General features: G+C 63.9%; 18 protein-coding genes. 10 read left to right on the forward strand and 8 right to left on the reverse strand.

The window, feature by feature from the left end; genetic code table 11:
• Nucleotides 1–13: 13 nt before the first annotated feature.
• On the reverse strand, nucleotides 14–931 hold the full coding sequence (locus AC04SF_RS02815; protein ID WP_488476412.1) for a LysR substrate-binding domain-containing protein: 918 nt from the start codon (nucleotides 929–931) through the stop codon (nucleotides 14–16).
• A 119-nt stretch (nucleotides 932–1050) separates the two neighbouring features.
• On the opposite strand from AC04SF_RS02815, the gene AC04SF_RS02820 reads away from it, so the two are divergent.
• The 8 genes from AC04SF_RS02820 to AC04SF_RS02855 all read left to right on the forward strand — a co-directional run bounded on the left by AC04SF_RS02820 (nucleotide 1051) and on the right by AC04SF_RS02855 (nucleotide 6585).
• A complete protein-coding gene (locus AC04SF_RS02820; RefSeq protein WP_488476413.1) occupies nucleotides 1051–2154 on the forward strand; it encodes an MFS transporter in 1104 nt (367 codons plus the stop codon).
• Nucleotides 2118–2387, forward strand: coding sequence for a hypothetical protein (locus AC04SF_RS02825; RefSeq protein ID WP_488476414.1), 270 nt, complete (start codon nucleotides 2118–2120; stop codon nucleotides 2385–2387). The genes AC04SF_RS02820 and AC04SF_RS02825 overlap by 37 nt, the downstream gene beginning before the upstream one ends.
• A 100-nt stretch (nucleotides 2388–2487) precedes the next feature.
• Nucleotides 2488–3672, forward strand: coding sequence for a cell wall hydrolase (locus AC04SF_RS02830; protein WP_202350902.1), 1185 nt, complete (start codon nucleotides 2488–2490; stop codon nucleotides 3670–3672).
• 256 nt (nucleotides 3673–3928) lie between these two features.
• Entirely contained in the window at nucleotides 3929–4336 is a 408-nt protein-coding gene (locus AC04SF_RS02835) for an AtpZ/AtpI family protein (protein ID WP_488476415.1), read from the forward strand.
• 56 nt (nucleotides 4337–4392) lie between these two features.
• The gene (locus tag AC04SF_RS02840; protein ID WP_096455849.1) at nucleotides 4393–5151 is read left to right on the forward strand and encodes a F0F1 ATP synthase subunit A; all 759 of its coding nucleotides are present in this window, start codon (nucleotides 4393–4395) and stop codon (nucleotides 5149–5151) included.
• Between the two features lie 63 nt (nucleotides 5152–5214).
• The gene (locus tag AC04SF_RS02845; protein WP_010914827.1) at nucleotides 5215–5439 is read left to right on the forward strand and encodes a F0F1 ATP synthase subunit C; all 225 of its coding nucleotides are present in this window, start codon (nucleotides 5215–5217) and stop codon (nucleotides 5437–5439) included.
• A 62-nt stretch (nucleotides 5440–5501) separates the two neighbouring features.
• Entirely contained in the window at nucleotides 5502–6083 is a 582-nt protein-coding gene (locus AC04SF_RS02850) for a F0F1 ATP synthase subunit B (protein WP_096455851.1), read from the forward strand.
• 10 nt (nucleotides 6084–6093) lie between these two features.
• Nucleotides 6094–6585, forward strand: coding sequence for a F0F1 ATP synthase subunit B (locus AC04SF_RS02855; RefSeq protein WP_488476416.1), 492 nt, complete (start codon nucleotides 6094–6096; stop codon nucleotides 6583–6585).
• A 120-nt stretch (nucleotides 6586–6705) separates the two neighbouring features.
• Here the strand turns inward: AC04SF_RS02855 and rnhB are convergent, their stop codons facing one another.
• A complete protein-coding gene (rnhB, locus tag AC04SF_RS02860) occupies nucleotides 6706–7401 on the reverse strand; it encodes a ribonuclease HII (RefSeq protein ID WP_475435199.1) in 696 nt (231 codons plus the stop codon).
• A gap of 153 nt (nucleotides 7402–7554) precedes the next feature.
• Nucleotides 7555–8709, reverse strand: coding sequence for a PA0069 family radical SAM protein (locus AC04SF_RS02865; RefSeq protein ID WP_488476672.1), 1155 nt, complete (start codon nucleotides 8707–8709; stop codon nucleotides 7555–7557).
• Nucleotides 8710–8859: 150 nt separating this feature from the next.
• Between AC04SF_RS02865 and AC04SF_RS02870 the strand changes: the two genes are divergently transcribed.
• Both AC04SF_RS02870 and AC04SF_RS02875 read left to right on the forward strand, forming a co-directional pair.
• Nucleotides 8860–9387 (forward strand): glycosyltransferase, encoded by a 528-nt coding sequence (locus AC04SF_RS02870; protein ID WP_488476417.1) that lies wholly within the window; start codon nucleotides 8860–8862, stop codon nucleotides 9385–9387.
• Between the two features lie 146 nt (nucleotides 9388–9533).
• Nucleotides 9534–10508 carry a hypothetical protein gene (locus AC04SF_RS02875; protein ID WP_488476418.1) on the forward strand — a complete coding sequence of 325 codons (975 nt, stop codon included), beginning with the start codon at nucleotides 9534–9536 and terminating at the stop codon, nucleotides 10506–10508.
• Here AC04SF_RS02875 and AC04SF_RS02880 read toward each other — a convergent pair.
• The 5 genes from AC04SF_RS02880 to AC04SF_RS02900 form a co-directional block, all read right to left on the reverse strand.
• Nucleotides 10498–10932, reverse strand: coding sequence for a GFA family protein (locus AC04SF_RS02880; protein WP_488476419.1), 435 nt, complete (start codon nucleotides 10930–10932; stop codon nucleotides 10498–10500). The genes AC04SF_RS02875 and AC04SF_RS02880 overlap by 11 nt on opposite strands.
• A 142-nt stretch (nucleotides 10933–11074) precedes the next feature.
• Nucleotides 11075–11629 (reverse strand): molybdenum cofactor biosynthesis protein B, encoded by a 555-nt coding sequence (gene moaB, locus AC04SF_RS02885; protein WP_096455861.1) that lies wholly within the window; start codon nucleotides 11627–11629, stop codon nucleotides 11075–11077.
• Nucleotide 11630: 1 nt separating this feature from the next.
• Nucleotides 11631–12518: a 4-(cytidine 5'-diphospho)-2-C-methyl-D-erythritol kinase gene (locus tag AC04SF_RS02890; protein WP_488476420.1), complete on the reverse strand. Its 888-nt coding sequence runs from the start codon at nucleotides 12516–12518 to the stop codon at nucleotides 11631–11633.
• 26 nt (nucleotides 12519–12544) lie between these two features.
• On the reverse strand, nucleotides 12545–12730 hold the full coding sequence (locus tag AC04SF_RS02895) for a membrane protein (RefSeq protein WP_013896713.1): 186 nt from the start codon (nucleotides 12728–12730) through the stop codon (nucleotides 12545–12547).
• 139 nt (nucleotides 12731–12869) lie between these two features.
• Complete coding sequence (locus tag AC04SF_RS02900) at nucleotides 12870–13730, reverse strand: S49 family peptidase (RefSeq protein ID WP_488476421.1); 861 nt, start codon at nucleotides 13728–13730, stop codon at nucleotides 12870–12872.
• Between the last annotated feature and the right edge of the window lie 74 nt (nucleotides 13731–13804).

The raw sequence follows: 13804 nt of genomic DNA on the forward strand, positions 1-13804 counted from the left end.
AGCGCTCGTCTGATCAGGCCACCGCACGCAAGCCGGCAGTCCGCGCATTGCCCGGCAAGGCCTGCCGCGCCGCTTCCAGCAATATGTCTCCGAGGCGTGCCGCCACCGGCTCGGGCTCGGCATCCCGGCGATGCAGGAACAGCGCCATCTTGGGAAGTGCCGGCAGCCCAGCGATCTCCGGCGTCATCGCGCTGACGCTGGCCGGCAGGCCGATGTCGGTGCGGATCGTCAGTCCCAGCCCAGCCGCCACGGCCGCCCAGATGCCGCCAAGGCTCGGGCTGGAGAAGGCCATGCGCCAGGGCAGCCCGGCGCGGTCGAGCGTTTCCGTCGCCACCGTGCGCAGCAGGCATGGCGCCTCGAGCGCCACCAGCGGCAGTGGCTCGCCGTCCCGCAGGCTAGTCTCGATGCGCTTTGCCGGGCCGATCCAGCGCATGGGAACATCCGCGACATGTTCGCTGTAGGGCAGCGTCTGGCCGCTGTGCCAGGCGAGCGCGATGTCGAGGCTGCCCGACACCACCCTTTCGGCAAGATCGTGGCTGCGCGCGATCCTGGCCTCGATCTTGACCTTGGGGTGGGCGCGGGCGAAGCGGCCGAGCACGTCCGGCAGCACCGCCTCGCCGAAATCCTCCTGCAGGCCGAGCCGCACCCAGCCTTCCAGTTCGACGTCATGGATCGCCGCGGCCGCCTCGTCATTCAGCTCGAGCAGCCGGTGGGCATAGCCGAGCATGGTCTCGCCGGCCTCCGTCAAAGCGAGGCCGCGCCCCGATTTACGGAAGATCGGCGTCGCCGCCTGCTCTTCCAGTTTCTTCAATTGCGCGCTGACCGCCGAGGTCGACCGGCCGAGCCGGTCGGCGGCCTTGGCAAAGCTGCCCAACTCCATGCCGGTGACGAAACTGCGGAGAACGTCGAGGTCGAAAGTCGCACGTTGCATAGAAATGTCCTGTTTTTCAGGATTAACAGTCAAAAAATTCCTGATTTTAAGGACGAAATTATGGCGCTACAGAGGTGCCGTCAAGGTCCAGGCGACTGGGCCACCACGGGAATGAAACCATGTCCGCCATTGTCGACTGCACCAACCAACAGCCAAGACAAATCCTGAAAGACAGCGCTGCAGGCCCCGCCGCAAGGGTGTTCAGCCCCGGCCATCGCTGGAAGGTCCTGGGCATCGGCGTCGCCGCGAACGCCAGTTTCTCGGCCACCTTCTCCGGCATACCGGCAACGGCGGTCGTGCTTCGTCAGGGCTATCACTTAAGCAATGCCGAACTTGGCTTGGCGCTCGGCCTTCTCGGCCTGGGCGTTGCGCTCAGCGAATTGCCCTGGGGCCTGCTCACCGATCGCTGGGGCGATCGTCGCGTGCTGCTGATCGGGCTTGGCGCGACGGCGGCCTGGCTCCTTGCCATGGCCATGCTTGTCGTGCCGACAAGGTCAGGCGTTCCCGATGTCATGCTGCTGTCGGCAAGCCTGCTCCTCACCGGATTGCTCGGTGGCAGCGTCAACGGCTCGAGCGGCCGCGCCATCATGGGCTGGTTCCGGGAAAACGAGCGCGGCTTTGCCATGAGCATAAGGCAGACGGCGGTGCCGCTTGGCGGTGGCCTCGGCGCGCTTGTCCTGCCGTCGCTCGCGCTCGCTTTCGGCTTCTCCGCGGTGTTCGGGCTGCTGGCGGGCGCATCGGCTCTCTCCGCCCTGTTTGCCTGGCGTTGGCTGCACGAACCGCCGACGGCGGGGCACGCCGTTTCGCCGGCCGCGGCCGGACCGGCGCCGCTGCGCAACATCGAAGTCTGGCGCATCGCCACCGCCATCGGCCTGCTTTGCTTCCCACAAGTGGCGGTGCTCACCTTCGCATCGGTGTTCCTGCACGACTTCGCCGGGCTGGGAACAGCGGCGATCAGTGCGAGCCTCGCAGCCGTGCAGACCGGTGCCATGGTCATGCGCGTCTGGAGTGGCCGCTTCACCGACCGCCATGGCAACCGCCGCCAGTTTCTGCGCCTGTTGAGTGCGCTCAGCGCGTTCGCCTTCGCGGTGCTTTGGCTGCTGGTGCTGGTCAGCCCCGCGATGCCGGGCGGCCAGTCTTTCCTGGTTGCCGTCCTTCCCTTGGTGCTGATTGTGGCAGGCTCTCGGTGTCCGCCTGGCATGGCGTCGCCTATACCGAGCTAGCCACCCTTGCCGGCGCCGGCCATGTCGGAACCGCGCTCAGCTTGGCCAACACCTTTGTTTTTGTAGGTTTCTTCCTGGTGCCGGTGGCCATTCCCGGGCTGCTGCACCTCTGGTCCTGGTCCGGCGTCTGGCTGTCGGCCGCCATCTGCGCGCTGATCGCCTGGCCGATCTTCCTGCGGCCCGCCCAAACGCTCTCGCCGCAAAACCGCCCGACTTCGAAACCACGACCTTGAGCCGACTGAGAAAACCCGATCGATCCCGTTAACGTCCCATCAAGGTTAATGCATCATTTTGCTCTCCAGTGGGGTCAGTGGCGTTCCTGGAGAGAGTTCCGTGCATCGACGCGTCTTGAAGCGGCTTGTTGCCGCCGCCGGTGAGAAGAAACGCAATTTTGTGTCTCCTTTCATCATCGGCCTCGGCATCTGGATCGGCTTCCCGACCGTCGCCGCCTACCAGGACATGACCAGCCTCGTTTCCGGCCTTGAATCGCCGACCGCGCGCTGGAATTCCTATGTCGAGAGATCCGTCGCGGGCTCGACCCATGCCGCCGAGATGCCCTTCATCGATTCCGACGTCACCGGCTCGATCTCCGGATCGGGCATTCACCTGGCTGGCGTCGGCAATGTGTCATTTCGTGGCAAGGGCGGCAAGGTCAGCGGCTCGCCCGACGAGGATCGCGTGGTGCGTGCCGACAAGAAGGGCCGCATCGTCCAGGTGTCTCCCGTCGCGCCGCCGAAGAACTTCAACGCTGGTTCGATTTTCCAGCGGACCTCTTCCCTGATGCGGCCGAGCATGGACGGCGGCCTGAAAATGGCCTTTGCCAAGCCGCAGATCAAAGGCAAGGAAATCCAGATCGCCGCGGAATTCCATGCGCGCGAGGACAAGAAGCCTGATCCCGGCGTGCCGGCCATGCTTGCCGCTTTGGTGAACAACGACCATCCCGACGTCCTGGCGACGGCCTATGCGCAATCCGAGCCGGACTATGCCAAGGCTTCGCCCTTCGAAGCCTTGCTGCAGGACGAGCAGCCCAACAGCGGCCGCTTCATTCCGCCGATGGCCAAGGGCGACCATTGGTGGATCCAGAACCCGCTGCCGGCCAGCGTCTTCTCCAAGCCCGAGCAAAAATGCCTGGCCAATGGCATCTATTTCGAGGCAAGGAGCGAATCCGTGCGTGGCCAGGCTGCCGTTGCCCAGGTCATCCTCAACCGCGTGCGCAATCCGGCCTATCCGAATTCGATCTGCGGCGTCGTCTACCAGAACGATAGCTGGTTCAACCGCTGCCAGTTCTCCTTCGCTTGTGACGGCAGGAAGAAGCGCATCGACGATCCTGCCGCCTACAAGACCGCGCAGGACATCGCCATGGCCGTCACCGCCGGCAAGATCTTCATCCCCGAGGTCGGATCGTCGACCCACTACTATGCCCAATATGTCCATCCGGGCTGGGCGCGCACGATGCAGAAGATGACCAAGATCGGCCTGCATATCTTCTACCGCACCTATGGCGGCGGCTGGAGTTGAGGGCTCCCCAGCCGCTGGTCTTTTCTACCGGCCACAGGCTCGATCAGAGAGCCATTGCCGGGGGGATTCGTGCAACGCATCCCCATCATCGCGGCGGGCACGATGTCGCACCTCTCTAATTCGTTGATTTTATTGCCTAAAATACATGACAATGAACTTCCGCCCGTGGCTTGACGGGCGCAAACCCTCTAACTATGTTGCCGGCGACTTTAGAAGCGGACGGACGGTGACGGTCTGACCGGGCAGGGGGGTTGCGATGGCCGAGAAAAACAGGCCAGACGGAACCGGAGAAACCGGCCGCGGCAATCAGCATGAAACCGGCATCCGCGACGAGGATCTTGAGCGACGTCGGCGTGAACTTGAAGCATCGCTTGCGACAAGGCTGCCGAACCGGCTCGAGGGGAAAGACGACGCGAAAGCGGGCAGTGCGGCTGGTTACGGCCAGGCGGTCAAGCTCTCCAGCGAATTTATCGCTGGCGTGGTGGTAGGCGCCGGCATCGGCTGGATCATCGACCGTATGGCGGGGACATCGCCGTGGGGTCTGATCGTTTTCCTGCTGCTTGGTTTTGGCGCCGGTATACTCAATGTCATGCGTTCCGCGGGCGTTGTGGCAGAATTCGGACAGGGCGATAAATCGCGCTCTGGCCGGGACGACAGCAAATAGCCGCCCTGGTGCGGCAATGATAATTTGGCCGTACGCGGCATTGACGGGGTTAGAACGTGGCAGCTGACAAGGTCGATCCGATCCACCAGTTCCATATCATCAAGCTGATTCCGATTAACATCGGCGGCTACGACCTGTCCTTCACAAATTCGGCATTGTTCATGGTCGCGACCGTGATCGTCGCGGCCGCCTTCCTCTATCTCACCACATCCAGCCGCAGCCTGGTTCCCGGTCGGCTTCAGTCGATCTCGGAAATGGCCTACGAATTCGTCGGCAACATGTTGCGCGATGCCGCCGGCACGCAGGGCATGAAGTTCTTCCCGCTTGTGTTTTCGCTGTTCATGTTCGTGCTGGTCGCCAATCTGCTCGGCCTGTTCCCCTATTTCTTCACCATCACCAGCCACATCATCGTCACCTTCGGCCTCGCCATCCTGGTGATTGGCACCGTCATCGTCTACGGCTTCATGAAGCACGGTCTGGGCTTCCTCAAGCTGTTCGTGCCGAAAGGCGTGCCCCTCGTGATGATGGTGCTTGTCGTTCCGATCGAGGTGATTTCCTTCGTCTCGCGCCCGATCAGCCTCTCGGTTCGTCTGTTCGCCAACATGTTGGCCGGCCACATCACGCTGAAGGTGTTTTCGGGCTTCGTCGTCAGCCTCTCCGCGTTGGGCGCGGTCGGCGTGGCGGGCTCGATCCTGCCGCTGGCCATGGCGGTGGCGCTGACGGCGCTGGAACTGCTCGTCGCCTTCCTGCAAGCTTACGTCTTTGCGGTGTTGACCTGCATGTACCTCAACGACGCCCTGCACCCCAGCCACTAAATTTCACCGGCGCGTGACGCCAATTACAATCTGCAACGACAACGGAACCACAAGGAGTTTGACATGGAAGTAAATGCAGCAGCTGCAATCGGCGCCGGCATCGCTTGCCTGGGCATGGGTGGCGCGGGCATCGGCCTGGGCAACATCTTCGGCAGCTATCTCTCGGGCGCGCTGCGCAATCCGTCGGCTGCCGATGGCCAGTTCGGCCGCCTGATTTTCGGCTTTGCCGTGACCGAAGCTCTGGGCATCTTCTCGCTCCTGATCGCGCTCCTCCTGGTGTTCAAGTAAGAAACACAGGCTGACGAAGGGGGGCGCATGGTGCGACCTTACCTTATGGACAGGGGAATGAGATGTTCGTGACATCTGCCTTTGCGGAAGAGACCGCGCCCGCCGTGACGGAAGGCGACACGCATTCCGGCACCGGCGTGCCTGCCGAAGCGCACGGCACGTTCCCGCCATTCGATCCGGCAACGTTTCCGTCACAGCTTCTGTGGCTGGCGATCACCTTCGGGCTGTTCTACCTCTTCTTGAAGAAGGTAGCGATGCCGCGCGTTGGCGGCATCATCGATGTCCGCAACGATCGCATCAGCCAGGATCTCGATCAGGCGAGCAAGTTGAAGGGCGAGGCCGACGCCGCCGTTGCTGCTTACGAGCAGGAACTGGCGGAAGCCAAGAAGAACGCCAGCTCGATCGGCCAGCAGGCCGCCGATGCAGCCAAGGCGGAGGCCGAGACCGCGCGCAAGAAGATCGAGTCCGCTCTCGACGAGAAGCTTGGCGAGGCCGAGGCGCGCATTTCTTCCATCAAGGCCAACGCCATGAAGGAAGTCGGCAGCATCGCCGAGGACACCGCTTCGGCGATCGTCGAAGCCTTGGTCGGCGGCAAGGCCAGCAAGGCCGAGATCGCGGCCGCGGTCAAATCCGTGGCCCGTTGAGGAGCGCATCATGGACGCTACATCTCTCGCAACGCTCTGGGCCACGATTGCCCTGATCATCTTCCTGGGCATCGCTATCTACATCAAGGTGCCTGGCCTGATCGCCAAGGCGCTCGACGCCCGCGCCGCCAGAATCAGCAGCGAACTCGACGAGGCCCGCAAGCTGCGCGACGAGGCCCAGCAATTGCTTGGCCAGTACAAGAAGAAGCGCAAGGAAGCCGAGCAGGAGGCTGCCGACATCGTCGCTGCCGCCAAGCGCGAAGCCGAAATGCTCGCCGCCGAGGCGCACAAGAAGACCGAGGATTACGTTGCCCGGCGCACCGCGCTTGCCGAACAGAAGATCGGTCAGGCCGAGCGCGATGCGGTGGCCGAGGTGCGCGCCAGCGCCGTCGACATCGCCGTCGAGGCCGCCCGCGCGCTGCTCGCCGTAAAGGTCGACGTCAAGGCCGGAGCCGATCTGTTCAAGGCTTCGCTCGCGGATGTGAAGGCCAAGCTGAACTGAGCCGACAAGATTTGAAAATCAAAAAGCCGCCCGGGCAACCTGGCGGCTTTTTTGTTGGCGATGCGTCAAAGCAGCTAATCTCCCCCACAAGGGGGGAGATCAGCTATATCGCCGTCCGGCTCAATCCAGTCCGGCCAGGCTCTCTTCCTCAACCACCTCGGCTCCGCCCAGCCTGAACGGTGCGAACGACACGCGGTGCAGGCGCGCGACCGGGCCATGCGCCTCGATGGCCGTGCGGTGGCGGGCGGTGGCGTAGCCCATATGGACCTCGAAGCCGTAGCGGTCGTGGTGGCTGCCGCAGCCGCACATCATGCGGTCGCGCATCACCTTGGCGACGATCGAGGCGGCGGCGATCGATTGCGAGCGCTGGTCGCCCTTGATCAGCGCACGGCCGTCGCAAGGCAACCCCGGCGGCACGTCGCGGCCGTCGGCCAACGCGAGCTTCGGCCGAACCGACAGCCCGACCAGGGCGCGGCGCATCGCCTCGAGGCTGGCCTTCAGGATATTGCTGCCGTCAATGCCTTCGGCGCTGATCGAGGCCATCGAAACCGCCTGCGCCGAACCAAGAATGCGCAGGAACAGCGCCTCGCGCTGCAAATGGCTGAGCCGTTTTGAATCGTCGAGGCCTTCGGGGATGTTGGCGGGGTCGAGCACGACAGCCGCGGCGACCACAGGCCCGGCCAGCGGACCGCGGCCGGCCTCGTCCATCCCCGCGACCGGCCATAGCCCGTCAGCCATCGCCTTCGTCTCGAAGGAGAAATCGGGTTTCTCGACGATTTCGAAGAGAAGCGGAGAATCGGAACGCGCGCGAGCCATGTTGCGGCGAGGTTCGCATCGGCTCCGATTCTCCGCAAGTCCCTCCGGGTCGGGTGGGGCGCCGGACCGGGAGGGCACCGTCTGCAGGCCGGGGCGGGCCGGACGGGATTTTGTACGCCGTGGCAGGTCAAACCGCCGCGGCGAATTGCGTTCTCAGAGCAGCATCAGCTGCTCCTGGTCCTTTCCGGCGGCGACGAACTGGTCGGTACGCAGCGTGCGCCGCTCGGCATTGATGCCGAGCCGCTTGGCGGTGATCTCGAAACGGCGGCCGATCTGCCAGGCATAGGGTCCGGCTCCCTTCATGCGCTTGCCCCATTCCGAATCGTAGTCCTTGCCGTCGCGCATCGAGCGGATCAGCGACATCACGTGGCGGTAGCGGTCGGGATAGTGGCGCAGCAGCCAGTCCTTGAAGATCGGGCTGACTTCCAGCGGCAGGCGCAGCACGACATAACCCGCCTCGCGCGCGCCGGCGGCTCGTGCCGAATCGAGGATCCGCTCCATCTCCTGGTCGGTGAGGCCGGGGATGATCGGCGCCACCATGACCGAAGTCGGAATGCCGGCATCTGACAGCTGCCGGATCGCCTCCAGCCGCTTGGTCGGCGTCGACGCTCGGGGCTCCATCGTCCTGGCCAGCATGCGGTCCATCGTCGTCACCGACAGCGCCACCTTGGCCAGTCCACGTTCGGCCATGCGCGACAAGATGTCGATGTCGCGCGTCACCAGAGCGGATTTGGTGACGATGCCGACCGGATGGCCGCGCGCCTCCAGCACTTCCAGGATCTCGCGCATGATCCGGTACTGCTTTTCGATCGGCTGGTAGGGATCGGTGTTGGTGCCGATGGCGATGGTGCGCGGCTGGTAGCCGTCCTTCGACAGTTCCTTGTCGAGCAGCCGCGCCGCATCCGGCTTGGCGAACAGCTTGGATTCGAAATCCAGCCCCGGCGACAGGCCCATGAACGCATGCGTCGGCCGTGCGAAACAATAGACGCACCCATGTTCGCAGCCGCGATAGGGGTTGATCGATCGGTCGAAGGAAATGTCGGGCGATTCATTGCGGGTGATGATGGCGCGCGGCTTTTCGACCTGCACCTCGGTCTTGAACGGCGGCAGTTCCTCCAGCGAACTCCAGCCATCGTCGAAGACATGCCGGCTGACCGGTTCGAAGCGGCCGGACGGATTGATGCCCGCCGACCGGCCGCGGTTGCGGTCCGGACGGATACGCATGCCGCTCTGCTCGATCATCGCATTGGCCATTTCGGCGCGTCCTGCTCCGAAGGCTGCAATGTCGGCGCGCACGATCGGTTCCATCTTGGCCCGCTCCCAGGGACTGTCCATGTTGTGTCGAATCGCTCTGTTCATGAAATTATTCCTATTTGGCCAATGAGAACAAAGCAAGAACTTTTTATGCTGCGCCGCAAAAACTGGCGCTGTGCGCGGCTTTCCGCTATTCGGCTAAACATGCTCAGTGTTCTCATCGAAACGCGTAATGACGAGGAGGCTCTCGCCCGCACGCTCGCCTCGCTGATCGGCGGCGCGGTCGAGGGTGTTGTGCGCGAAGTCGTCGTCTGCGACACCGGCTCGACCGACCAGACGCATCATGTCGCCGAGCATGCCGGCTGCCACTATGTGGCAAGCGGCGGTATCTCCGCCGGCATCCGGCAGGCCAAGGGGGACTGGCTGCTGCTGCTGGAGCCGGGCGCGCGGCTGGTGGAGGGCTGGATCGAAGCGGTCGTCGTCCACACGGCGAAGCAAACCATGGCGGCGCGGTTTTCTCGCGCACGCGGCAGCCGCACGCCGTTCCTGGCCCGGGTCTTTTCAGGAAATCGCGCGCTCGCCGACGGGCTGGTGATCAGCAAACGGCAGGCCGCATCGCTGTCGAAGAGCGCCGGCAGCGCCGAGGCTCTGGCGCGCGGCCTGGCGACGAAGAAGCTCGACGCCGAGATCTGGGTGGCGCCGCCGAAGCAGCAGCACCGCGGCCCAAAGTGATTTTTTGCATCTGCTCTGTCCATTGTGCATTGCACAAAACCTGACGCGGGGTTAGCCTTCCCCCGAGGTGGGTGAATTGGGTTTGGGTCATACGAGTGGTGAGCACCGATGCGGCATCGGGTGTCACCCTCATAGAAGAGGATCCGATGAGCCTTTCAACATCAGAAAAATCCGGCGCCGCCAGTCTCGAAGCCATTGCCCGCAATGGGAGTCTGCTGCGGCGCATTGCCGTGCGCATTCCGACCTATCTCACGGACCTGCGCGAAAACCCGGCCTGGCTGCCGATGTTCATGCTGGCGCGCACCATGCCTGGGCGCCGGATGCATTGGCTGGGCGCAAAGCGCGCCCGTCCTGCCGACAATGTTGGGGAGACGATGTTTTCCGGTGTCGAGCGAGCCGCGGTGGTCGATGCGCTGCGTTCCGACGGCCTGTTTTCAGGCCTGGTCCTTCCGTCGGAGATCCATGAGGAGATCGCAGCTTTCGCGGGGCGCACGCCTTGCTTCGGCAATTTCGACCGGCGTCTCGAATTCATGCCGGGCGAGCATGCGCAGGCGGAGAAACGCCTGGGCCGCTCGCTGCTCAGCGGGCACTATTTCGAACGCATCCTCGACTGCCCGGCGGCACTCGCCATTCAGCGCGATCCGCTGCTTCTCGACATTGCCGCGCACTATCTCGGCGCTCAGGCCAAACTGATCACGACGCGTGTCTGGTGGAGCTTTCCGACCGGCGACGCCTCGGACGCCGACAAGAACCTTGCCTCGCTCGGCAAGTATCACTTCGACCTCGACGACTGGCGCATGCTGAAATTCTTCTTCTACCTCAAGCCTGTCGATGCCGACACCGGTCCGCACGTCTATGTCAGAGGCAGCCACAGGCGCCGTGCCATCAAGCATCAGCTCACCCTGTTGGTCGGCCATCCCGCCCAGGAGGTGCTGGACGTCTATGGCGAGCAAAGCCCGGTGACGCTGACGGGCGAAGCCGGCCTCGGCTTCGTCGAGGATCCGTTCGGCTTTCACATGGGCACCGTGCCGGCGCGCACGCCGCGGCTGATGATGGAAGTCGGCTTCGGCGTTTCGCGCCCCTCGCGCCGGCGCTTTCACGGCGAGCCGGTCATCCGGTAAAGGCGGACCGGATCTCCACCGGCATCCAGCGCGCCTGTCGCCGGGTAATGCGGCTTGCCCTGCTCTCGGCATCATAGTCCACGGCGACCGGTTCGCGGCTGAACTGCAACCGGTCGTCCAGGGCATTGACGATGGCAATCGCCCTTGGATCCCTGTCATCGGTGGTGACCGCCGCGACGTAGACACCGCAGCCCCGGCAGATCAAATACTCGGCTGTACGCAGACCGAACCGGTATCTGTGCAATCGGGCTTCGTCCTCGACCGAGACGGTCAATCGTCCGTCCGGGTCGGCGAGGGCGCGCGAGCCATGCTTGATGCAGAACGCGCATTGGCAGGCGCGGATTTCGATTTGTGAAGGATCGAGTTTGGTTGAAAATCGAAGGCGTATGTTGCCGCAATGGCATCCGCCGATATGCTCGCTCATCGCATCGTCCTTGTCGTGATCGGCTATGGCCCTTCCACGAAAAGGTACTTTCTCCGGTATCCGGTTTGGAATGGCGTTTCGAAGGCACGAACGCCGTTTCGCCTGGCAAACACGGCGTGAAACCGGGACTTGCCCTCGGCTTTTACGGAGCCGACTTGCCGCGCCGCAGATGTTCGTCCAGGCGCGGCATGATCTCGACGAAGTTGCAGGGCATGTGCCGGTAGTCGAGCTGCGCCTTGAGGATACCGTCCCAGGCGTCCTTGCAGGCGCCGGGCGAGCCCGGCAGAACGAAGACGAAAGTGGCGTTGACGACGCCGCCAGTCGCCCGGCTCTGGATCGTCGACGTGCCGATCTTGTCGTAGGAAATGCGGTGGAACACTTCCGAAAAGCCGTCCATTCGCTTTTCGAAGATCGGCTCCAGCGCCTCCGGCGTCACGTCGCGCCCAGTGAAGCCGGTGCCGCCGGTGGTGATGACGACATCGATAGCCTTGTCGCGCGACCACGCCAGCACCGTGTCGCGGATCTTGTCGCGGTCATCGGTGACGATGTCGCGGGCGGCCAGGATGTGGCCGGCCTCGGTGATGCGGTCGGCCAGCGTCTGGCCGGATTTGTCGTCGGCAAGGCTTCGCGTGTCGGAAACCGTCAGCACCGCGATGCGCACGGGCATGAACGAACGGCTCTCGTTGATCCCAGCCATTTCACTCAGCCTCCGATGACATGCTGCGCGTCGCCGCGACGAACCAGTCGGGCTGGCGGCTGCGGATTTCGGCCGCCGCGCGCTTGGCGACATTGCCGGTTTCGAACAGGCCAAAGCAGGTCGCGCCCGATCCGGACATGCGGGAAAAGCCAGATCCGGCCTTGTCAAGCCACGAAAGCGCCCGGCCGATGGCGGGCTGCAGCGCAAGCGCAGCCGGTTCGAGATCGTTGCGGGTGACCTCCAGCCAGTTGCGCAGGCTGTGAAAGTCGATGCGGCGCGGCAGCGGCGGCAGGGGCTCGTTGTCGCGGTGGGAAAGGGCCGCGAACACGTCGGCCGTGGAGACCGGCGTGCCGGGATTGACCAGCACCAGTCCCAGCGCCGAGAAATCCGGCACGATCGACAGCTCTTCACCAATGCCGCGCGCCACCAGCGGCTTTGCCGCCAGGCACATCGGCACATCGGCGCCGAGCGAGAGACCGATCCGCGCCAGTTCGGCGCCGCCCATTTCCAGGCCCCATGTCTGCGCCAGTCCGCGCAGCACGGCCGCCGCGTCGCTCGATCCGCCGCCGACGCCGGAGGCGACCGGCAGGTTCTTTTCCAGCTTTATGGCGACAGATGGGGTGCGCTCGGGGCCGGCCTCCCGTCGCAAGGCATCGCGCGCCTTGAGCACAAGATTGCCGGCGTCGAGCGGAACCGCGGGCGCATAGCGGCCGGACACAGTAAAATCGTCGCTGTCGGCGAGCGCGATCTCGACCCGGTCGCCAAAACGCGTGAACACCGCAAGGCTGTCGATCAGATGATAACCGTCAGGCCGCCTGCCGGTGACATGCAGCGCCAGATTGATCTTGGCGTGCGCGTGCCAGATGCGCGAACCGATCTCGGTGTCCACGGCGTCAGTCGTATGGGGGATGATGCTCAGTCCTTGGCCAGCCGGTATTCGCCGGTCTTCGGATCCTTAACCAGCGTTCCCATCGCGCCATTGGCCGCCTGCTTTTCGGTGCGCCGCACCTTGGCCGTCACGCGCTCGGCCTCGCGCACGAAGGTGCGGTAGCCGAAATAGGCGGCGACGCCAACGACGGTGAAGAAAATGATCTGCGGCATGCCAAAACTCCTCCCACGCTGGGCCGGCGAAGGCGGCCGGTTGGGTCGGTTAATGCATGTCGCCCAAAACTGTGTTCTGTTTGGGAAAACGACATGCATAGGACTTCAAGCTTTCATGCTAGACGGTTTTGCCGGTTTTTCAAAGCCCGAAGCGAGCCCACAATGCGCGCTCTTCCGCCGCATCGATGATGCCGCTGGCGGCAGCGGCGGCGATATCGGGCGCCGAAAAGCCGTTGCTCGAGCCGAACAGGCCGAAACGGCTGAGGAAACCGCGTGGCGCCGTGACCAATCTCAACTGGGTCTTCGCCCCGAACCGGGTCTTCAGCACCGTGCGCATGTCGCCGAGCGCATCAACGAGGCCTAGCTCCAGCCCCCTTTTTCCGGTCCAGAACAGGCCGGTGAACAGGTCTGGATCGTCCTTCAGCTTGCTGCCGCGCCGCTCCTTGACCAGATCGATGAAGGTGTCGTGGACCTCGAGCTGCAGCGCCTTCAGCCGTTCGACGTCTTCCTTCTTCTCGGGCTTGAATGGATCAAGCACCGCCTTGTTCTGGCCGGCCGTGTGGACACGGCGCTCGACGCCGATCTTCTTCATCAGTTCGGGAAAGCCGAACGAGGCCGAGACCACGCCGATGGAGCCGACGATGGAGGACGGATCGGCAAAAATCTCGTCGCCGGCGACCGCGATCATGTAGCCGCCCGAGGCCGCGACGTCCTCGACGAAGACCAGAACTTGTCTGTTCTTTTCAACCGCCAGGTCGCGGATGCGCTTGAAGATCAGCCGCGATTGCACCGGCGAGCCGCCGGGCGAATTGATCGAGATGGCGACTGCCGGCGCGTCGAAGGAAAACGCCTTCTCGATGAGGCCGGCGGTGGAGGCCAGCGACAGGTTCTGCCGGAACTGGCCGCCGGCCATGATGGTACCGTGCAGCCGGATGACCGGAATGATGACGACGGTGGAGCGCCAGGATTTCGGCAGCAGTCGGTTGAAAAGGCGTTTCACGAGGGCATGGTCTCCGGTCGATGGGTTGCAGGCATGTAGGGATTTCCCGGCCAACGGCAATGCGGAGGCCAGGA

Source organism: Mesorhizobium sp. CNPSo 4671 (assembly GCF_057784245.1).

What these genes read in the sequence shown, in the direction of transcription:
- AC04SF_RS02865 (WP_488476672.1), bottom strand. Translation starts at nt 8,709, where the DNA reads ATGGAACCGATCGTGCGCGCCGACATTGCAGCCTTCGGAGCAGGACGC.
- AC04SF_RS02850 (WP_096455851.1), top strand. Translation starts at nt 5,502, where the DNA reads ATGTTCGTGACATCTGCCTTTGCGGAAGAGACCGCGCCCGCCGTGACG.
- AC04SF_RS02820 (WP_488476413.1), top strand. Translation starts at nt 1,051, where the DNA reads ATGTCCGCCATTGTCGACTGCACCAACCAACAGCCAAGACAAATCCTG.
- AC04SF_RS02855 (WP_488476416.1), top strand. Translation starts at nt 6,094, where the DNA reads ATGGACGCTACATCTCTCGCAACGCTCTGGGCCACGATTGCCCTGATC.
- rnhB (WP_475435199.1), bottom strand. Translation starts at nt 7,401, where the DNA reads ATGGCTCGCGCGCGTTCCGATTCTCCGCTTCTCTTCGAAATCGTCGAG.
- AC04SF_RS02875 (WP_488476418.1), top strand. Translation starts at nt 9,534, where the DNA reads ATGAGCCTTTCAACATCAGAAAAATCCGGCGCCGCCAGTCTCGAAGCC.
- AC04SF_RS02835 (WP_488476415.1), top strand. Translation starts at nt 3,929, where the DNA reads ATGGCCGAGAAAAACAGGCCAGACGGAACCGGAGAAACCGGCCGCGGC.
- AC04SF_RS02895 (WP_013896713.1), bottom strand. Translation starts at nt 12,730, where the DNA reads ATGCCGCAGATCATTTTCTTCACCGTCGTTGGCGTCGCCGCCTATTTC.
- AC04SF_RS02870 (WP_488476417.1), top strand. Translation starts at nt 8,860, where the DNA reads ATGCTCAGTGTTCTCATCGAAACGCGTAATGACGAGGAGGCTCTCGCC.
- AC04SF_RS02845 (WP_010914827.1), top strand. Translation starts at nt 5,215, where the DNA reads ATGGAAGTAAATGCAGCAGCTGCAATCGGCGCCGGCATCGCTTGCCTG.
- AC04SF_RS02815 (WP_488476412.1), bottom strand. Translation starts at nt 931, where the DNA reads ATGCAACGTGCGACTTTCGACCTCGACGTTCTCCGCAGTTTCGTCACC.
- AC04SF_RS02880 (WP_488476419.1), bottom strand. Translation starts at nt 10,932, where the DNA reads ATGAGCGAGCATATCGGCGGATGCCATTGCGGCAACATACGCCTTCGA.
- moaB (WP_096455861.1), bottom strand. Translation starts at nt 11,629, where the DNA reads ATGGCTGGGATCAACGAGAGCCGTTCGTTCATGCCCGTGCGCATCGCG.